This is a genomic window from Nitratidesulfovibrio termitidis HI1, assembly GCF_000504305.1.
Classification (GTDB): domain Bacteria; phylum Desulfobacterota; class Desulfovibrionia; order Desulfovibrionales; family Desulfovibrionaceae; genus Cupidesulfovibrio; species Cupidesulfovibrio termitidis.
On record NZ_KI632512.1, the window covers coordinates 2,366,866 to 2,387,612 of the forward strand.

Sequence of the window (20,747 nt, forward strand, 5' to 3'; positions counted from 1 at the left end):
AGCGTGCCCACCATCCTCGTCATCGACGACGACGTCCAGGTCTGCGAGACCATCGCCAGCCTGCTGGCCCGCCTGCACTACGCCTGCGAAACGGCCCACACCCTGGAGGAAGGGCTGCGCAAGCTGGAAACAGCAGACGTGGACGTGGTGTTCCTGGACGTGCGCCTGCCCGACGGCAACGGGCTGGACGCGCTGCCGCGCATCCGGCTTTCGCCGTCGCGGCCCGAGGTCATCATCCTGACCGGCGAGGGCGACCCCGACGGCGCGGAACTGGCCATCCAGGGCGGCGTATGGGACTACCTGGTCAAGCCATCGCCCATCAAGCAGACCACCCTCACCCTGCACCGCGCCCTGCAATACCGCGAGGAAAAGCTGTCGCGCGGCGATGCCGCCGCCGTGGCGCTGGACCTGGACGGCGTGGTGGGCACCAGCCCCTCCATGCGCCAGTGTTTCGACCTGGTGGCGCATGCCGCCTCGTCCGACGCCAACGTGCTGGTCACCGGCGAAACGGGCACCGGCAAGGAACTTTTCGCCCGCACCATCCACCGCAACAGCACCCGCCGCGCGGGCAGCTTCGTGGTGGTGGACTGCGCCGCGCTGACCGAAAGCCTGGTGGAATCCACCCTGTTCGGGCACCGCAAGGGGGCCTTCACCAGCGCCCTCACCGACCGCGACGGCCTGGTCAAGCTGGCCGACGGCGGCACCCTGTTTCTGGACGAAGTGGGCGAGATGCCCCTGTCCATCCAGCGTTCGTTCCTGCGCTTTCTGCAGGAACGCACCTTCCGCCCCGTGGGCGGCACCCAGGAAATCAAGAGCGACTTCCGGCTCATTTCCGCCACCAACCGCGACCTGGACGCCATGGTGGAGCGCGGCGACTTCCGCAAGGACCTGCTGTTCCGGCTGAAAACCGTGCATGTGGAACTGCCCCCGCTGCGCAGCCGCCCGGAAGACCTGAAGCCCCTGGCCATCTATCATGTGAACCGGCTGTGCGAGCAGTACGGGGTGCCCCACAAGGGCTTTTCCCCCGACTTCTTTCACCAGCTGGCCCAGTACGACTGGCCCGGCAACGTGCGCGAACTGTACAACGTGCTGGAGCGCTCGTTCGTCATTTCCGGGCTTGAAAGCGTGCTGTACGCGCTGCACCTGCCCCAGGACGTCCGCATCAAGATCACCCGCGCCGCCATCGCCCGCCCCGCCACGGGCGAAGGCGGCATAGGAAGCGAATCCGCCACCACACCCTCCGCCGCCGACGGCAACGGCGACGGTTCCGGCGGTGCTCAGGACATGGTGCCGCCGGCCAAACGCGCCGACGGCCTGCATGGACCGGATGCCGCCTTCACCAGCCCCTTGCCGCCGCTCAAGGGCTTCAAGCGTCTCATGGAGCGCAAGTACCTTGAAATCCTCATCGGGCAGGCCGGCGGAAACCTGCAGGAGATGCTGGACGTCTCCGGCCTGTCCCGCTCGCACTTCTATGCCCTGCTGAAAAAGAATAATATGTCACTGTAGACGGTGCGGGGTAACCTGCGGGAACATCCCCCCGGCAGGTGTCCTACCTTTCGGACGCGGCCCCCCTGCCATCTCCGCCATCCGTTTTTTCAGACACGGGACTTTATCCGCCCCAACGAACCGTTTGACCATTCAATCCGGCGGCGTTAGGCTTCAGCGCTGCCTTTCCACGGCCCCCGTCTTTCCAAGCGCCGCAACGCCTGCCGTCCGGATTTTCGGACCACATGCGGGCGTCAGTTTCATATGCTGAATCTATACCTCAACAATCCAAGGAGGATGCAGCCAACGCACCGACGTAACGGAACTGGCACACTTCTTGTTGTTGCGTAGGGGCCGCAGCCTGTCTGCCTGCCTTCACGGTGACGATGCCGGGTCCACAGGGTTCACGGGAACCCAGGGACCGGGCGCCACCCGGAAAGGCCACCCGAAAAGGCCACACGGACGGGCTTACGCCGCAACGCGACACCAACGGCCTGGCAACGGCAGCGATACCGCGCCACAAGGGCCGGCATGACGAGGCACGATACCGGGTTCATGCCCCTTACCGGGACATGCCCACCCCGCAGGTCATGCCAAGGACCGCGCCGCAAGGCACGGCTGACCTTTCACCCCCGCTTCAAGGTTAGCAATCCCAAGGAGAGATCAATGGCCAAGAAAATGAAGACCATGGACGGCAACACCGCTGCTGCGTACGTCGCCTACGCGCTCAGCGACACCGCCGCCATCTACCCCATCACCCCTTCGTCCAACATGGGTGAATCGGCGGACGAATGGGCCGCCCAGGGCAAGAAGAACCTTTTCGGGCAGACGGTGTCTGTCCGCCAGCTGCAGTCCGAAGCGGGCGCCGCGGGCGCCGTGCACGGCTCGCTGGCCGCCGGCGCGCTGACCGCCACCTTCACCGCCTCGCAGGGCCTCTTGCTGATGATCCCGAACATGTACAAGATCGCCGGTGAACTGCTTCCCGGCGTCTTTCATGTTTCGGCCCGCGCGCTTGCCTCGCACGCGCTGTCCATTTTCGGCGACCACCAGGACGTCATGGCCGCCCGCCAGACCGGTTTCGCCTTCCTGAACTCCAACTCGGTGCAGGAAGCCATGGACATGGCGCTCGTCGCCCACCTGGCCGCCATCGAGTCCAGCGTGCCGTTCTGTCACTTCTTCGACGGCTTCCGCACCTCGCACGAGTTGCAGAAGATCGAAGTCATCGACTACGACGACATGAAGAAGGCCGTGAACTGGGAGAAGGTGGAAGCCTTCCGCCAGAACGCCATGAACCCGGAACACCCGCACATCCGCGGCACCGCGCAGAACCCCGACATCTACTTCCAGGCGCGTGAAGCCTGCAACTCGTTCTACAACGCCGTGCCCGGCATCGTGTCGAACTACATGAAGAAGGTCGGCGAAATCACCGGCCGTTCCTACAAGCTGTTCGACTACGTGGGTCACCCCGAAGCCGAGCGCGTGATCATCGCCATGGGTTCCGCCTGTGAAACCATCGAAGAAGTGGTCAACTTCCTGAACGCCAAGGGCGAGCGCGTGGGCCTGATCAAGGTGCGCCTGTACCGTCCGTTCTCCATCGACCACATGCTGTCGGTGCTGCCCGCCACCGCCGACACCATCACCGTGCTCGACCGCACCAAGGAACCCGGCTCGCTGGGCGAACCGCTGTACCTTGACGTGTGTACCGCCTTCATGGAGCGCGGCGAAATGCCCAAGCTCCTCGCCGGTCGCTACGGCCTGGGTTCGAAGGAATTCACCCCGGCCATGGCCAAGGCCGTGTACGACAACATGAAGGTTGTCGGCCCCAAGAACCACTTCACCGTGGGCATCATCGACGACGTCACCGACACCTCGCTGGAAGTGATCGAAGGCGTTGACACCGTGCCCACCGGCACCGTGCAGTGCAAGTTCTTCGGCCTTGGCGCCGACGGCACCGTGGGCGCCAACAAGCAGGCCATCAAGATCATCGGCGACAACACCGGCATGTACGCCCAGGGCTACTTTGCCTACGACTCCAAGAAGTCGGGCGGCTTCACCGTGTCGCACCTGCGCTTCGGCAACAGCCCCATCCAGTCCACCTACCTGGTGAACAGCGCCGACTACATCGCCTGCCACAAGTCGGCCTACGTGCACCAGTACGACGTGCTCGACGGCATCAAGACCGGCGGCACCTTCGTGCTGAACTCGCACTGGAACAGCGTGGAAGACATGGAGAAGGAACTGCCCGCCTCCATGCTGCGCACCATCGCCCGCAAGAAGCTGAAGTTCTACAACGTGGACGCCGTGAAGGTGGCCACCGAAGTGGGCCTTGGCGGCCGCATCAACATGATCATGCAGACCGCGTTCTTCAAGCTGTCCAGCGTGATCCCCTTCGAGCAGGCCGTGGCCCTGCTGAAGGACTCCATCCACAAGGCATACGGCAAGAAGGGCGAGAAGATCGTGGCCATGAACGTGGCCGCCGTTGACAAGGCCATCGAGGCCGTCACCGAGATCAAGTACCCCGAATCGTGGGCCACCGCCGCCGACGCCGCTGCCGTCGCCAGCGCCGACCCCGACTTCATCACCAACGTGGTGCGTCCCATCCTGGCCCAGCAGGGCGACAAGCTGCCGGTTTCGGCCTTCGAACCCGACGGCCTGTTCCCGGTGGGCACCGCCGCCTTCGAAAAGCGCGGCGTGGCCATCAACGTGCCCGAATGGCTGTCCGAAAACTGCATCCAGTGCAACCAGTGCTCGTTCGTGTGCCCGCACGCGGCCATCCGCCCCATCCTGGCCTCCGATGAAGAACTGGCTGGCGCGCCCGCCTCGTTCGTGGCCATCGAAGCCAAGGGCAAGGAACTGAACGGCCTGAAGTACCGCATGCAGGTGTACGCCCAGGACTGCATGGGCTGCGGTTCGTGCGCCGACGTCTGCCCGGCCAAGAACAAGGCCCTGGTCATGAAGCCCATCGAAACCCAGATGGCCGACCAGGTTGCCAACCTTGCCTACGCCGACGCCAACGTCGCCATCAAGGACAGCCTGATGGCCCGCGACAGCCTGAAGGGCTCGCAGTTCCAGCAGCCGCTGATGGAATTCTCCGGCGCCTGCGCGGGCTGCGGTGAAACCCCGTACGTCAAGCTGCTTACCCAGATGTTCGGCGAACGCATGGTGGTGGCCAACGCCACCGGCTGCTCGTCCATCTGGGGCGCTTCCGCCCCCACCACGCCGTACACCACCAACAAGGACGGTCACGGCCCGGCCTGGGGCAACTCGCTGTTCGAAGACGCCGCCGAATTCGGCTTCGGCATGAGCATGGCCTACACCCAGCGCCGCGCCAAGCTGGCCGACGTGGTGGCCGAAGCCCTGACCCTGGACATCGACGCCGAACTGAAGGCCGCCCTTAAGGGCTGGCTGGACAACAAGGACGACGCCGACGGCTCCAAGAAGTTCGGCGAAGAAATCCTTGGCCTGCTCGGCGGCGCGGACGACCATCCGCTGCTGGACGAGCTGTGGCACATGAGCGACCTGTTCACCAAGAAGTCCGTGTGGATCTTCGGCGGTGACGGCTGGGCCTACGACATCGGCTACGGCGGCGTGGACCACGTGCTGGCCAGCGGCGAGGACATCAACATCCTGGTCATGGACACCGAAGTGTACTCCAACACCGGCGGCCAGGCCTCCAAGGCCACCCCGCTGGGCTCCATCGCCAAGTTCGCCGCCTCGGGCAAGAAGACCGGCAAGAAGGACCTTGGCCGCATGGCCATGACCTACGGCTACGTCTACGTCGCCTGCGTCTCCATGGGCGCCAACAAGCAGCAGGTGCTGAAGGCCTTCAAGGAAGCCGAAGCCTACAAGGGCCCCTCGCTGATCATCGCCTACGCCCCCTGCATCAACCAGGGCCTGCGCAAGGGCATGGGCAAGTCCATGGAGGAAGCCAAGATGGCCGTGGAATCCGGCTACTGGCCCCTGTACCGCTTCAACCCCGAACTTGCCGAAGAAGGCAAGAACCCGTTCGTGCTCGAATCGAAGGCGCCCAACGGCACCATGCAGGAATTCATGGCTGGTGAAACCCGCTACGCCGCCCTCGAAAAGATCGCTCCCGAAGAGTCCAAGCGCCTGCGCGCGGCCATCGAGAAGGAGTATAACGAACGCTTCCTGCTGCTGAAGCAGATCTCCGAAGCGCCCGCCGTTACCGCCCCCGCTGGCGAACCGGTGACCGTGGGAAACGGGGATAGCGGCTTCTGCGCCGTGACCGAAACGCCGGAACACGCCCGCCGCAAGGGCGGCGAAGCCTGCGACGACGGCCGGGCCGCTGAATAACCCTCACAGATAGACCGGTGCCGGAGGGGAGGTGCAAACCCCTCCGGCACTTACACACATTTCCCAATCCCGGCGGGTGCACTCCGGGGGCGGGTCACGCACAACATAAGAGGAGCGTCTTGATGTCATTGGAACTGCTTGCATTGGTGGCACTGTTGCCCATCCTTGTGGCCCTGGTGCTCATGGTCGGCATGCGCTGGCCGTCCACCCGCGCCATGCCCCTGGCCTGGCTTGTCTGCGTACTCGGCGCCATCGGCGCCTGGAATCTCCCCGTGGGCTACATCACGGCCCTGTCGCTGCAGGGCGTGGTCACGGCCATCGGCGTGCTGATCATCGTGTTCGGGGCCATCCTCATCCTGTACACCCTGAAATACTCGGGCGGCATGGAAACCATCCAGTACGGAATGCAGAACATCAGCCGTGACAAGCGCGTGCAGGCGATCATCATCGGCTACATGTTCGCGGCCTTCATCGAAGGCGCCGCCGGCTTCGGCACGCCCGCCGCGCTGGCCGCTCCGCTGCTGCTGTCCCTCGGCTTCCCGCCGCTGGCCGCCGCCGTCATCTGCCTTGTGTTCAACTCGTTCCCCGTTTCGTTCGGTGCGGTGGGCACGCCCATCCTCATCGGCCTGAAGTTCCTTGCCCCGCTGACCAAGGACGCCGTGGCCAGCGGCGTGGCCCTGAACTTCACCGACTTCGGCTCCTTCGCCAAGGTCATCGGCCAGTGGGCCACCGTGATGCACGGCCCCATGATCTTCATCCTGCCCATCTTCATGCTGGGCTTCCTTACCCGTTTCTACGGCCAGAAGAAGTCGTGGGCCGAAGGCTTTGCCGCCTGGCAGTTCTGCGTGTTCGCGGCTGTCGCCTTCATCGTGCCCTACCTGACCTTCGCCTGGCTGGTGGGCCCCGAATTCCCGTCGCTGATCGGCGGCCTGGTGGGCCTTGGCATCATCGTGGCCGGCGCCAAGAAGGGCTTCTGCGTGCCCAAGGACACCTGGGACTTCGGCCCCCAGTCCACCTGGGAAGCTGACTGGACCGGCTCCATCGCCACCAACACCAGCACCGAATTCAAGCCGCACATGAGCCAGTTCAAGGCGTGGCTGCCCTACGTCCTCATCGGCGTCATCCTCGTCATCACCCGCATCCCCGAACTGGGCCTGAAGGGCTTCCTGGCCGCCCAGAAGATCCCCTTCACCGACATTCTCGGCTACAAGGGCGTTTCCGGCTCCATCGACTACCTGTACCTGCCCGGCACCATTCCCTTCACCCTGGTGGCCCTGCTGACCATCGCGCTGCACGGCATGAGCGGCTCCGCCGCCAAGCAGGCCTGGACGGAATCCATCGCCAAGATGAAGGCCCCCACCATCGCCCTGATCTTCGCGGTGGCCCTGGTGTCCATCTTCCGCGGTTCCGGCGTGGCCGATGCGGCCCTGAACCCCAACAACTACCCCTCCATGCCGCTGGCCATGGCCAAGACCGTTGCCGCCTTTGCGGGTAACGCCTGGCCCATGCTCGCCTCTTACGTGGGCGGCCTTGGCGCGTTCATCACCGGTTCGAACACCGTTTCGGACCTTCTGTTCGCCGAATTCCAGTGGGGCGTTGCGCAGCAGCTGCACCTGCCCCGTCAGATCATCGTGGCGGCCCAGGTGGCCGGCGGCGCCATGGGCAACATGGTGTGCATCCACAACATCGTCGCCGTTTGCGCCGTTACCGGCCTGATCGGCCGCGAGGGTATGATCCTGAAGCGCACCTTCTGGCCCTTCGCCCTCTACGGCATCGTCGTGGGCATCGTGGCCAGCGTGCTCTCCTTCGGGGCCTACTCCAACCTGTTCTAGTTTCGAGGTGCAGGGGGGGCGGGGCGTCGCCCCGCCCCCCTTTTCAACAGAGGAGTGGCTGAACATACAGCCAGGAAAGAGCGGGGCCATCCGCTCCGTTACAGTTTCCGCCGCCTCGCCCTTTCCCGGTGACGGAGGCGGAGCAACGCTTGACCCGGAGGACCATCCTCATGCCCAGTGCAGCCCTGATCAAGGAATTCGAAGCCATCGTCGGCAAGGACAACGTGTTCACCAGCGAGGCTGACCGCCAGTCGTACTCCTACGATTCCGCCGTGCTCGAAGCCGTGGTGCCCGCCCTGGTGGTGCGCCCCACCAGCACCGAACAGCTCGGCAAGGTCGTTCGCCTGTGCAACGAGAACGGCAGCCCCATCACCGTTCGCGGCGCGGGCACCAACCTTTCGGGCGGCACCATCCCCGACCCGCGTGAAGGCATCGTCATCCTGACCAACAGCCTGAACCGCATCATCGAAATCAACGAAGAAGACCTGTACGCCGTGGTCGAGCCCGGCGTGGTCACCGCCAAGTTCGCGGCCGAAGTGGCCAAGCGCGGCCTCTTCTACCCTCCGGATCCGGGTTCGCAGGCCGTTTCCACCCTTGGCGGCAACGTGGCCGAAAACGCCGGTGGCCTGCGCGGCCTGAAGTACGGCGTGACCAAGGACTACGTGATGGGGATCGAATTTTTCGACGTCAACGGCGGCCTGGTGAAGACCGGCTCGCGCACCGTCAAGTGCGTGACCGGCTACAACCTTGCCGGCCTGATGGTGGCGTCCGAAGGCACCCTTGGCGTGTTCAGCAACATCGTGCTCAAGCTGGTGCCGCCGCCGCAGGCCTCCAAGGCCATGATGGCCGTGTTCGACGACGTCAACAAGGCGTCGGAAGCGGTTGCCGGCATCATCGCCGCCCATGTGGTGCCCTGCACCCTGGAATTCATGGACCAGGCCACCATCCGCTACGTTGACGACTTCACCAAGGCCGGTCTGCCGCGCGACGCCCAGGCCATCCTGCTCATCGAGGTGGACGGCCACCCCGGCCAGGTCGCCGACGATGCCGAGAAGGTGGAAAAGGTGCTGAACAAGGTCGGCGCCACCGAAATCAAGGTGGCCAAGGACGCCGCCGAAAAGTTCAAGCTGTGGGAAGCCCGCCGCAACGCGCTGCCCGCCCTTGCCCGCGCCAAGCCCACCACCGTGCTTGAGGACGCCACCGTGCCGCGTTCCAAGATTCCCGCCATGGTCAAGGCCATCAACGACATCGCGGCCAAGTACAACATCTCCATCGGCACCTTCGGCCACGCTGGCGACGGCAACCTGCACCCGACCATTCTGTGCGACCGCCGCGACAAGCACGAGTTCGAGCGCGTGGAGCAGGCCGTGGACGAAATCTTCGACGTGGCCCTTTCGCTGCACGGCACCCTGTCGGGCGAGCACGGCATCGGCATGGCCAAGTCCAAGTGGATGGAGAAGGAAACCTCCAAGGCCACCATCGAGTTCTCGCGCAACATGAAGCGCGCCATCGACCCCAAGTACATCCTGAATCCCGGCAAGATCATCGGAGCCTAACGCCATGGCAGACCTTACCAAACTCGCCAAGCTGCTTCAGGAGCTGGACGACCAGATGGTCGGCTGCATGAAGTGCGGCATGTGCCAGGCCGTCTGCCCCGTGTTTGCCGAGACCATGAAAGAGGCGGACGTGACGCGCGGCAAGATCGCGCTGCTCGAAAACCTGGCCAAGGAAATGATCCACGACGCGGCGGGCGTTCAGGAAAAGCTGAACAAGTGTCTGCTGTGCGGCTCGTGCGGGGCCAACTGCCCCTCGGGCGTCAAGGTCATGGACATCTTCCTGCGTGCCCGTGTCATCGTGAACACCTACATGGGGCTCTCGCCGGTCAAGAAGGCCATCCTGCGCGGCATGCTGACCAAGCCCGCCCTGTTCAACGCCCTGCTGGACATCGGTTCGAAGTTCCAGGGCATCTTCACCAGCAAGGTGGACGACCTGCTCGGCTCCTCCTGCTCCAAGGTACTGTCGCCCGTCATCGGCGACCGTCACTTCGTGGGGCTGGCCAAGACCTCGCTGCACAGCAAGATCAAGGCGCTGGACACCCCGGCGGGCAAGAGCGGCAAGCGCGTCGCCTTCTTCCCGGGCTGTCTCGGCGACAAGATGTTCGTCAGCGTGGCAGAAGCCTGCCTGAAGGTGTTCGAATACCACGGCGTTGGCGTGTACATGCCCGAAGGCCAGGCCTGCTGCGGCATCCCCGCCATCTCGTCGGGCGACCGCGTTGCCTACGACAAGCTGGTCAAGATCAACCTCGACCTGTTCTCCAAGGGCAACTTCGACTACCTGGTGACCCCGTGCGCCACCTGCACCGCCACCATCAAGGAAATCTGGCCCAAGCTCATGGAGGACTACCCGGCCCCCATGCGCGACCAGATCCGCGCCCTGCACGACAAGGTCATGGACGTGAACCAGTTCGTGGTGGACGTGCTGGGCGTTGCGCCCGAGGCCCCGGCCAAGGGCGGCGTGAAGGTGACCTTCCACGATTCCTGTCACATGAAGAAGTCGCTCGGCGTCACCTCGCAGCCGCGCGCCCTCATCGGCATGAACCCCAAGTACGAACTGGTGGAAATGGCCGAATGCGACCGCTGCTGCGGTTCGGGCGGCAGCTTCAACCTGTACCACTACGACCTGTCCAAGCAGATCGGCGAGCGCAAGCGCGACAACATCCTGGCCACCGGCGCCCAGGTGGTGTCCACCGGCTGCCCCGCATGCATGCTGCAGATAACCGACATGCTCTCGCAGCATGGGGCCAAGGTGGCGGTGAAGCACTCCATCGAACTGTACGCGGATTCGCTGCGCTAGAACGAACATCCGGGGTACGGCCTGCCGTGCCCCGGATCATCTGCTTGATGCGCGGGCGCGGCCTGGCCGTGCCCCGCGGATTATATAGTTATCGAACGGGCGCGCACGCCGCGCCGCGCTCTGGTATCATTCCCCGGCGGGGGGCCGAACGGCGGCCCCCCGTCAGAGGATTCCGGCCCCGCGGATGGTTCCGCGGGCCGTTTGGCTCACCGGGCCTGGCCCGGAAACACCGGCGGCCGTGCCGCCGATGTACGATCCACGGACGCCTCGCCGCGCCCGCCAGTGGCACGCAAGGAGATATGCATGGCCAACAATCTGTACATCACCGCGACGGAATCAAAGAGCGGCAAGTCCGCCGTGGTGCTCGGCATGATGCAGCTATTGCTGCGCGACATCCGCAAGGTCGCCTTCTTCCGCCCCATCATCAACCGACCGGTCACGGAAGCGGTGGACCACGACACCAACCTCATCCTGACCCACTTCAATCTCGACATCCCCGTGGCCGACACCTACGCCTATTCGCTGCAGGACGCCCGGGAGCTGATCAACAACGGTCAGCACGCCTCGCTGCTTGAAAACATCCTGAAGAAGTACAAGCAGCTGGAAGACAGCTACGACTTCGTGCTCTGCGAGGGCACCGATTTTCTGGGCAAGGATGCCGCCTTCGAGTTCGACCTGAACGCCGACATCGCCGCCAACCTCGGCTGCCCGGTGATGGTGGTGGCCAACGGCCAGCAGAAGACCGCCAACGAAATCATCGCCTCCACCCAGCTGACCATCGACCTGCTGGACGAAAAGGGCCTGGACATCGTGGCCGCCGTGATCAACCGCGCCTCGGTCTCCGACGCCGAGCGCGACGTGGTCATCAGCAGCCTGGAATGCAAGGTCAACTGCTCCAACCCCCTGGCCGTGTACGTGGTGCCCGAGGAACCCACCCTGGGCAAGCCCACCATGGGCGACGTGAAGAAGTGGCTGAACGCCCAGGTGCTGTACGGCCACGGCCGCATGGATACCCTGGTTGACGACTACGTCATCGCCGCCATGCAGATCGGCAACTTCCTCGACTACGTCACCCCCGGGTGCCTCGTGATCACCCCCGGCGACCGTTCGGACATCATCCTCACCGGCCTTGCCACCCGCCTTTCCGGCGCCTACCCCGACATTTCGGGCATGCTGCTGACCGGCGGCATCCAGCCCGCGCCCAACGTGCACCGCCTCATCGAAGGCTGGACCGGGGTGCCCATTCCCATCCTGTCGGTGAAGGACCACACCTACAAGACCATCCAGACCCTGAACGAACTCTACGGCAAGATCGAACCGGACAACGACCGCAAGATCGCCACCGCCCTCGGCCTGTTCGAGCGCAGCGTGGACAGCCAGGAACTGGGCCGCCGCCTGATCAACCGCAAGTCCAGCCGCATCACCCCCATGATGTTCGAGTTCAACCTTATCGAGCGCGCCAAGCAGAACCGCATGCGCATCGTGCTGCCCGAAGGGGTGGAGGAACGCGTCCTGCGCGCCGCCGACATCCTGGCCCGGCGCGAGGTTGCCGACATCATCCTGCTGGGCGACGCCGACAAGGTGGGCTCCAAGGTCAGCGAACTGGGGCTTGACCTGGACGGCGTGCAGATCATCCAGCCCAACCTGTCGCCCAAGTTCGAGGAATACGCCCAGGCCTACTTCGAACTGCGCAAGCACAAGGGCATCAGCATCGAACGCGCCCGCGACACCATGAACGACGTCACCTACTTCGGCACCATGATGGTGCACAAGGGCGACGCGGAAGGCATGGTCTCCGGCTCCATCAACACCACGGCGCACACCATCCGCCCGGCGTTCGAGTTCATCAAGACCAAGCCCGGCTTCTCCATCGTGTCCAGCGTGTTCCTGATGTGCCTGAAGGACCGCGTGCTGGCTTTCGGCGACTGCGCGGTGAACCCCAACCCCACGGCGGAGCAGCTGGCGGAAATCGCCATCAACGCGGCCCACACCGCGCGCATCTTCGGCATCGAGCCGCGCGTGGCCATGCTGTCGTACTCCACCGGCTCGTCCGGCAAGGGCGCCGACGTGGAAAAGGTCATCGAGGCCACCCGCATCGCCAAGGAACGCGCGCCGGAACTGCTGCTGGAAGGCCCGCTGCAGTACGACGCCGCCATCGACATGGACGTTGCGCGCACGAAGCTCCCCGGCAGCCAGGTGGCCGGCAGGGCCACGGTGTTCATCTTCCCCGACCTGAACACCGGCAACAACACTTACAAGGCCGTGCAGCGCGCCGCCGGGGCCGTGGCCATCGGCCCGGTGCTGCAGGGCCTGAACAAGCCCGTCAACGACCTGTCGCGCGGCTGCACGGTGCCCGACATCGTGAACACCGTGGCCATCACCGCCATTCAGGCGCAGGCCGAGAAGGGTCTTATCTAGGCTGACAGCCCTATCTTCCAGGGGCTGTTTCCAGATTAGGATTTTCGTTCGTTGGCAAGGAAAACGAGCCTGCCATGAGGGAGTATACTCTTCTCGTATTCGACCGAAATGGAAGGCGAAGTTTGACGCAGCCAACGGGCGAAAGGACAATCTGGGAATAGCCCCAGACACTGCAACCACGGCCGGGGGGCCGCCCACACTCCCCCCGGCACCCGCCCCTCCGGGCCGCCCACACGGCCCGGAGGGCCACACACCCGAAAGGAAAAGACCCGCATGAACGTACTCGTCATCAACTCCGGCAGCTCGTCCATCAAGTACCAGCTCATCGACATGACCACCGAGAAGTCCCTGTGCTCCGGTCTTGTCGAGCGCATCGGCGAAGGCATGGGCAAACTGACCCACAAGATCAAGCCCGACACGGACGCCGAGGAAAAGATCGTCCTCGAACAGGCGTTCGCCAATCATGTCGAAGGCATGAAGAAAGTCGTGGACCTGATCACCGATGCCGAGAAGGGCGTCATCGCCGACAAGAGCGAAATCTACGCCGTGGGTCACCGCGTGCTGCTTGGCGGCGAAGAAATCAAGCAGTCCGTCAGGATCGACGACTGGGCCAAGGGCATCATCCGCGACTACATTCCGCTGGGTCCGCTGCACAACCCCGCCAACCTCGCGGGCATCGAAGTGGCGGAAGAACTCTTCCCGCATGCGCCTTCCGTGGGCGTGTTCGACACCGAGTTCCACCAGACCATGCCCAAGAAGGCGTACCTGTACCCGCTGCCCTACGACCTGTACAAGACGCTGCGCATCCGCCGCTACGGCTTCCACGGCACGTCGCACCGCTACATCACCAAGAAGACCGCCGAGTTCCTGGGCAAGCCCCTGGACCAGCTGAACATCATCACCTGCCACCTCGGCAACGGGTGCTCCATGGCCGCCGTGAAGAACGGCAAGTGCGTGGACACCACCATGGGCATCACCCCGCTGGAAGGCCTGATGATGGGCACCCGCTGCGGCGACATCGACCCCGCCCTGGTCCCCTTCCTGATGGAAAAGAAGGGCTGGTCCGGCGCCGAGATCGACACCGTGATGAACAAGCAGAGCGGCCTGAAGGGCATCTGCGGCATGAACGACATGCGCGACATCCACACCGCCCGTGAAAATGGCGACGAGATGGCGGAACTTGCGTTCGAGATGTTCGTCTACCGCATCCGCAAGTACATCGGCTCGTTCGCCGTTGTGGTGGGCAAGCTGGACGCCATCGTGTTCACCGCCGGCATCGGCGAGAACGACGACCACCTGCGCGCCGCGGTGTGCAAGGACATGGACATCCTGGGCATCGACATCGACGAGGCGGTCAACGCCAAGCGTTCGGGCCAGGCGCGCCACATCGGCAAGCCCGGCCAGCGGGTGCCCGTGCTGGTGGTGCCCACCAACGAAGAACTGGAAATCGCCCAGACCACCGTTGCCGTGCTGAACGGCAAGAACTAGGCGAATACGGAACATTCCCCGTCGCGCTGGTCCGCAAGGACTGCGCGGCGGGGTTCCTCCGGGCCATGCCCGGAGTACCGGGGGTACCGCCAGCGGCCACGGGCCAAGGCATTCCCCCATCCCACAGACCCTCCCACGGCCTTACGTACAAACCGGACATACGCACATGGTGGGCATCTACATCGGATCTACGGCGGCTCGGGCAGGCAAGAACCTTGTCTGCATGGCGCTTGGTCTTGCGCTGCGGCAGACCGGACGCAACGTGGGCTTCATGAAGCCTCTGGGAACGTTGCCCCGGACCGTGGACGAACAGACCGGCGACGAGGACGCCCTGCTGGTGCAGGAGGTGCTGGGGCTTTCCGCCCCGCCCGAAGTGCTCACCCCCGTGATCATGCCCGGCAACATCCGGGCGGCGGCCCTGTCTGGCGGCAACGCGCTGGAGCGCGTGGCCTCCGCCTACGGGGCGCTTTCGCGCGGGCACGACACCATGCTGGTGGGCGGTGCCGGCGCGTTCCTGACCACCGGCAAGGCGCGCGGCGTGGACGGCCCCTCGGTCGTCCGGCGGCTCGATCTCAAGGTGCTGCTGGTGGAACGGTATGCCCACGGCATCGACTACGATGCCATCCTGTACGCAAAGGAACTGCTGGGAGACGCCCTTGCGGGCGTCCTGTGCAACGACGTGCCCGAAAGCTACCTGCGCGACGCCGAAGAAGTGCTTGTCCCGTTCCTGGCGGAACGGGGCGTGCCCGTACTCGGCATCGTGCCCAACGACCCGCTCCTCAACGCCATCAAGGTGTCGGAGCTGGCGCACCGCCTGGGCGGTCGCATGGTCTCGGGCACCGCGCGGGCCAGCCGCATTGTGGACGGATTCCTCATCGGCACCATGCAGGTGGAGAACTTCATGGCGCACTTTCGGCGGCACGCCAACTGCGCAACCATCGTGGGTGGAGACCGGACGGACCTGCAACTTGTCGCACTGGAGGGGCAGTGCCCTTGCCTGGTCCTGACCGGAAACATCCCCCCCGATGAGATCATACGCGCCAGGTCAGAGGCGCTGGGGGTCCCGGTGATCGTGGTCCGCGAGGACACCTACGCCGTGGCCCGCAAGATGGAAGAGATCCTGAACAGCCAGAAGCTGCGCGAACTGGTCAAGATACGCCGCGGGGCCGACCTCGTGGCGCATGCCCTGGACCTGGCGCGGCTGACGGCGCAACTTGGCATTCAGTAAAGGGAGAGTACTGATGAGTGCTGTAAATGACCTTGCCCGGCTCATGCGTGAGAAGGCCGAGGCGGTCGGCGCCACCGTGGTGGAACTGAAGGACCTGAAAGAGGCCTTCGCCTACGCCCTCGACGTCTGTGACAAGAAGGAAGCCTGCCAGTTGCTGGTTTCCGGCTGCGAGGAAAAACTTTCGGACAAGGCCGAGGCCCTGTGCGAAACCAAGCAGGACAAGGTTGTGGCTGCCCCCAACCTTTCCGAGGAAGAATACGCCGCCTTCTCGGCCCTGTGCGCCGAACGCGGCGTGAAGTGCATCCGCGAAGGCCTGCGCGGCCATCTCGCGGGCATCGACATCGGCGTGGCCCATGCCGACATGGCCATCGCCGAAACCGGCACCTGCGTCATCGACTCCACCAGCGAGGAACTGCGCCTGTCCTCGATGATCAGCGAAATCCACATGGCCATCCTGCCCAAATCGCGCATCAAGGCCACGGCCTTCGAAGGCGAGCAGGCACTCAACGCGCTGATCAACACCGGCACGCCGCGCTACACCGCGTTCATCACCGGGCCCAGCCGCACCGCCGACATCGAGCGCGTGCTGGCCATCGGCGTGCACGGACCGCTGGAACTGCACATCCTGATGCTGGAGGACTAGTCTGATGCAGACCGCCAAGACCCTGAAAGAATACCGCAAGGAACTGCGCGAATCCCTCGACAACGAGTTTCTGCGCGAGGCCATGGACAAGTTCGCCACGGCCTACCCCGTGGGCCGCGCCAATGCCTTCCGCGGGCTTGACGAAAAGGCCATGATCGCCGAAGTGGCCGCCGCAAAGGACGCCGCCGCCAAGAACATGGACGGGCTGTACGTCCAGTTCAAGGCAGAGGCCGAAAAGCGCGGCGTCAAGGTGCACATGGCGAAAGACGCCGCCGAGGCCAACGAGATCATCGCGCGCATCGCCAAGACCTCGAACTGCAAGAAGATCGTCAAGTCCAAGTCCATGACGGCGGAAGAAACGCTGCTCAACCACCGCCTGGAGGACGACGGCCTTGAAGTGATCGAGACCGACCTTGGCGAATGGATCATCCAGCTGCGCCACGAAGGGCCGACCCACATGGTCATGCCCGCCATCCACCTTTCGCGCTACCAGGTGGCCGACCTCTTCACCGAGGTGACCCAACAGAAGCAGGAAGTGGACATCCAGCGCCTGGTGAAGGTGGCCCGCCGCGAACTGCGCCAGCACTTCGTCACTGCCGACATGGGCATCTCGGGCGCCAACTTCGCCATTGCCGAATCGGGCACCATCGGCCTGGTCACCAACGAAGGCAACGCCCGCCTCGTCACCACGCTGCCCCGCGTGCACGTGGCCCTGTGCGGCCTGGACAAGCTGACCCCCAGCCTGAACGACGCCCTGAAGTCGCTGCGCGTGCTGCCCCGCAACGCCACCGGCCAGGCCATCACCTCGTACGTCACCTGGATCACCGGCGCCAACGAGTGCAAGGCTGCCGCCGACGAAAAGAAGGAAATGCACATCGTGTTCCTGGACAACGGCCGCCGCGCCCTGGCCCAGGACCCGCTGTTCTCGCAGGTGATGCGCTGCGTGCGCTGCGGCGCGTGCGCCAACGTGTGCCCGGTGTACCGTCTGGTGGGCGGCCACAAGATGGGCCACATCTACATCGGCGCCATCGGCCTCATCCTCACCTACTTCTTCCACGGCAAGGACAAGGCCCGCAACCTGGTGCAGAACTGCATCAACTGCGAATCGTGCAAGAGCATCTGCGCGGGCGGCATCGACCTGCCCCGCCTGATCAAGGAAATCCGCGCCCGCCTCAGCGAAGAGGACGGCGCACCCGTGGAAGCCACCCTGCTCGGCAAGGTGCTGAAGAACCGCAAGCTCTTCCACACCCTGCTGCGCTTCGGCAAGTACGCCCAGAAGCCGGTTACCGGCGGCACCCCGTACCTGCGCCACCTGCCGCAGATGTTCATGAAGGACCACGGGTTCCGCGCACTGCCCGCCATTGCGGACAAGGCCTTCCGCGACGAATGGGAAACCATCCGTCCGCGCGTGTCGGGCGCCAAGCTGCGCGTGGCCCTGTTCTCCGGCTGCGTGCAGGACTTCGTCTACCCCGAGCAGATGAAGGCCGCCGTCAAGGTGCTGGCCTCGCGCGGGGTGGAGATGGACTTCCCCATGGACCAGAGCTGCTGCGGCCTGCCCGTGCAGATGATGGCCGAACGCCAGGCCACCATCGACGTGGCGCGCCAGAACGTCATGGCGTTCGACGCGGCCAAGTACGACTACATCCTCACCCTGTGCGCCTCGTGCGCCTCGCACCTGAAGGAAGGCTACCCCAACATCCTGGCGGGGCAGGCCGACATGGCGGGCAAGGTGAAGCTGTTCTCCTCGAAGATCATCGACTTCAGCTCCTTCGTCCATGACGTGCTCGGCATGACCGCCGACGACTTCAAGGGCAAGGGCGAGAAGGTGGCCTACCACTCCTCGTGCCACCTGTGCCGTGGCCTTGGCGTGGTGGAACAGCCCCGCGCGCTCATTGCGTCTTCCGGCTCGGAATACTGCCCGGCGCAGGAAGAAGCGGTGTGCTGCGGCTTTGGCGGCACCTTCTCCATGAAGTTCCCGGAACTGTCCAAGGAACTGCTGGACAAGAAGCTGAACAACGCCGAAGCCACCGGCGCCACCCGCATGGTGGCCGACTGCCCCGGCTGCATCATGCAGATTCGCGGCGGCGCCGAAAAGCGCGGCAGCCGCATGAAGGTCGGCCATATCGCCGAACTTCTGGCCGAAAACCTGAAGTAAACGAGACTTCAGTCGATAGGTGATACACGGGGGGGCCGTTTCCGCTTTGGCGGGGACGGCCCTTTACGTTCCGGAAACCTTGGCACGGCCGGGCAAACCCTCTAACACCCTTTGCAAGAGTATCACACCCGTATACTATTGTTCCAAATCCGTATCCGGGAGCTGGTCCTCGGCAGGCACACCGACGACGGGCGACTCGCGCGAACATTCAAGGGGGATCGCATGTTCAGGAATTTCTCCATCGGCGCGCGCGTCATCGCGCTGCTCGTCTTCATGGTGCTGTTCGTCACCGGCGTGGTGGGCGCCTTCGTGGCCACCATAGACACGGTGAAGGAACATGGCGTCACCGAGACCCAGCAGGTAATGCTGGCAGAAGAGAAGGCCAAGCTGCAGGTGGCCACCCACTCCGTGGCCCTGGCGCTGGGCCAGTTGCTGGCCGACATACCCGATGATGCCGCCCGCATAGAGACGGTGCGCAAGGCCATCGACACCATCCGCTTCGAAAAGGACCAGTCCGGATACTACTTCGTATACCAGGGCACCGCCAACGTGGCCCTGCCCCCCAACAAGAGCGTGCAGGGCAAGGACCTGGCCGAAACCAGGGACAAGAACGGGGTGTACTTCGTGCGCGAACTGTCGCAGCGGGCGGCCTCCGGAGGGGGGTTCGTCGAGTACATCTTTCCCAAGCCGGGCAAGGGCGATCAGCCCAAGCTGGCCTATTCCGAAATGATTCCCGGCACCAAATTCTGGATCGGCACCGGGGTGTACATCGACAACATCGACGAGGCCAAGGCCGCCATCAACAGCACCCTGGACGGCCTGGCCCGCAAGGCCCTGACCTGGCAGCTTTCGGTCATGGCGGCGATCCTGCTTCTGGTCGTCATACCGGTGTGTATCATGCTCATCGCGTCCATCGTGCGACCGTTGCGTGAAGCCACGGCGGCGGCCCAGGCCGTGGCCGAGGGCAACCTGGAAGTGCGCATAGAGGCCAAGGGGCGCGACGAGGTTTCCGCCCTGCAGGCCGCGCTGAACACCATGGTCACCACGCTCAAGAACAACATTGCCGACATCACCGAAAAGCAGCGCGAGGCGGGCCGCCAGGCCGACGCCGCGCGCGACTCGGCCCAGCAGGCCGAGGAAGCCATGGCCAAGGCCGCCGTGGCCACCAAGGAAGGCATTCTTTCCGCCGCCGAACGGCTGGACGGCGTGGTACGCGCCATCGACCACGCGGCGGACGACATCTCGCGCCGGTCCGAGGAAATCAGCCGGGGCACCGACACCCAGATGGCCCGCATCAACGAAACGGCCACGGCCATGGAAGAAATGAACGCCACGGTGCTGGAAGTGGCGCGCAACGCGGGCCGCGCGGCGGACCAGACCGAGGCCTCGCGCACCAAGGCCGACGAAGGCTCGGGCATGGTCGGCCAGACCGTGAAGGCCATGCTGGACCTGAAAAACCTGGCCAGCAACCTCAAGGACAACATGCACCGCCTGGGGCAGCAGTCCGAAGCCATCGGCCACGTGATGAACGTGATCAACGACATCGCCGACCAGACCAACCTGCTGGCGCTGAACGCCGCCATCGAGGCGGCCCGAGCGGGCGACGCCGGGCGCGGATTCGCCGTGGTGGCCGACGAAGTGCGCAAGCTGGCGGAAAAGACCATGGGCGCCACCAAGGAAGTGGGCGATTCCATCAAGGCCATTCAGGACCTGGCCCGCACCAACGTCACCGGCATGGACGACGCGGTCAGCGCCATTGACGGCGCGGCGCGTCTTTCCGGAAGTTCCGGCGAGTTGTTGCAGGAAATCGTGACCATGGCCCACGACGCCGCCGGGCAGGTGCAGGCCATTGCCACGGCGGCAGAGGAACAGTCCGCCGCCAGCGAACAGATCGCCCGCTCGGTGGAGGAAATCGACCGCATCGCCCGCGAAAACGGCACGCTGGTCAACGCCACCAACACCGACCTGCGCAATCTGGCCGACCAGGCCGCCGAACTGCGCCGCCTGATCGAAGGCATGAAGAAGGAAGCCGCGTAAGGCGCGCGGCGCACTCCACGCCCCATGCAGTACATCACGGGCCGGAAGGGAGACCTTCCGGCCCGTTCGCGTTGCCGCGCGCGTCTGACATGGCTGGGCATCGCCAGCGCCGCCTGTTCCTCTGGCCCGGCTTACTCGGCGGGCACGGCTGGCACAGTCAATGTCCCTCCCGGCGGTGATGCCCCGGCGGAATGTGTTCTTCGGTCCGGGGGACTGACAACGCGCCATCGGCAATGCTATGCTGGCGCAGTCCCACGCATGCATCCGCAGCCGTGCCCCCGGCCCGGCGTCATG

Annotated in this window: 11 protein-coding genes; all 11 read left to right on the top strand. The window is 64.7% G+C overall.

The genetic code is table 11. The features are described from left to right. The first annotated feature begins 3 nt into the window (after positions 1–3). Positions 4–1,506, top strand: a complete 1,503-nt coding sequence (locus DESTE_RS09675; protein ID WP_035067263.1) for a sigma-54-dependent transcriptional regulator — start codon at positions 4–6, stop codon at positions 1,504–1,506. Positions 1,507–2,151: 645 nt separating this feature from the next. Then, positions 2,152–5,799 (top strand): pyruvate:ferredoxin (flavodoxin) oxidoreductase, encoded by a 3,648-nt coding sequence (gene nifJ, locus DESTE_RS09680; protein ID WP_035067264.1) that lies wholly within the window; start codon positions 2,152–2,154, stop codon positions 5,797–5,799. Positions 5,800–5,921: 122 nt separating this feature from the next. Next, a complete protein-coding gene (locus DESTE_RS09685) occupies positions 5,922–7,631 on the top strand; it encodes an L-lactate permease (protein ID WP_035067265.1) in 1,710 nt (569 codons plus the stop codon). Positions 7,632–7,801: 170 nt separating this feature from the next. Continuing rightward, on the top strand, positions 7,802–9,187 hold the full coding sequence (locus tag DESTE_RS09690) for an FAD-binding oxidoreductase (protein ID WP_035067266.1): 1,386 nt from the start codon (positions 7,802–7,804) through the stop codon (positions 9,185–9,187). 4 nt (positions 9,188–9,191) lie between these two features. Next, on the top strand, positions 9,192–10,484 hold the full coding sequence (locus tag DESTE_RS09695) for a (Fe-S)-binding protein (RefSeq protein ID WP_035067268.1): 1,293 nt from the start codon (positions 9,192–9,194) through the stop codon (positions 10,482–10,484). A gap of 303 nt (positions 10,485–10,787) precedes the next feature. Then, a complete protein-coding gene (gene pta / locus DESTE_RS09700; RefSeq protein ID WP_035067270.1) occupies positions 10,788–12,902 on the top strand; it encodes a phosphate acetyltransferase in 2,115 nt (704 codons plus the stop codon). Positions 12,903–13,175: 273 nt separating this feature from the next. Continuing rightward, the gene (locus DESTE_RS09705; protein WP_035067272.1) at positions 13,176–14,390 is read left to right on the top strand and encodes an acetate kinase; all 1,215 of its coding nucleotides are present in this window, start codon (positions 13,176–13,178) and stop codon (positions 14,388–14,390) included. Between the two features lie 166 nt (positions 14,391–14,556). Beyond that, entirely contained in the window at positions 14,557–15,618 is a 1,062-nt protein-coding gene (locus tag DESTE_RS09710) for a phosphotransacetylase family protein (RefSeq protein WP_035067274.1), read from the top strand. Positions 15,619–15,631: 13 nt separating this feature from the next. Continuing rightward, positions 15,632–16,261: a LutC/YkgG family protein gene (locus DESTE_RS09715; protein WP_035067276.1), complete on the top strand. Its 630-nt coding sequence runs from the start codon at positions 15,632–15,634 to the stop codon at positions 16,259–16,261. Positions 16,262–16,265: 4 nt separating this feature from the next. Further along, entirely contained in the window at positions 16,266–18,416 is a 2,151-nt protein-coding gene (gene ldhH / locus DESTE_RS09720) for an L-lactate dehydrogenase (quinone) large subunit LdhH (RefSeq protein ID WP_035067277.1), read from the top strand. 222 nt (positions 18,417–18,638) lie between these two features. Beyond that, a complete protein-coding gene (locus tag DESTE_RS09725; protein WP_035067278.1) occupies positions 18,639–20,453 on the top strand; it encodes a methyl-accepting chemotaxis protein in 1,815 nt (604 codons plus the stop codon). The last annotated feature ends 294 nt before the right edge of the window (positions 20,454–20,747 follow it).

Excerpts from the sequence above, each read along its gene's own strand:
- DESTE_RS09710 (WP_035067274.1), top strand. The coding sequence starts at position 14,557 with ATGGTGGGCATCTACATCGGATCTACGGCGGCTCGGGCAGGCAAGAAC.
- DESTE_RS09705 (WP_035067272.1), top strand. The coding sequence starts at position 13,176 with ATGAACGTACTCGTCATCAACTCCGGCAGCTCGTCCATCAAGTACCAG.
- DESTE_RS09690 (WP_035067266.1), top strand. The coding sequence starts at position 7,802 with ATGCCCAGTGCAGCCCTGATCAAGGAATTCGAAGCCATCGTCGGCAAG.
- DESTE_RS09725 (WP_035067278.1), top strand. The coding sequence starts at position 18,639 with ATGTTCAGGAATTTCTCCATCGGCGCGCGCGTCATCGCGCTGCTCGTC.
- DESTE_RS09685 (WP_035067265.1), top strand. The coding sequence starts at position 5,922 with ATGTCATTGGAACTGCTTGCATTGGTGGCACTGTTGCCCATCCTTGTG.
- pta (WP_035067270.1), top strand. The coding sequence starts at position 10,788 with ATGGCCAACAATCTGTACATCACCGCGACGGAATCAAAGAGCGGCAAG.
- nifJ (WP_035067264.1), top strand. The coding sequence starts at position 2,152 with ATGGCCAAGAAAATGAAGACCATGGACGGCAACACCGCTGCTGCGTAC.
- ldhH (WP_035067277.1), top strand. The coding sequence starts at position 16,266 with ATGCAGACCGCCAAGACCCTGAAAGAATACCGCAAGGAACTGCGCGAA.
- DESTE_RS09715 (WP_035067276.1), top strand. The coding sequence starts at position 15,632 with ATGAGTGCTGTAAATGACCTTGCCCGGCTCATGCGTGAGAAGGCCGAG.
- DESTE_RS09695 (WP_035067268.1), top strand. The coding sequence starts at position 9,192 with ATGGCAGACCTTACCAAACTCGCCAAGCTGCTTCAGGAGCTGGACGAC.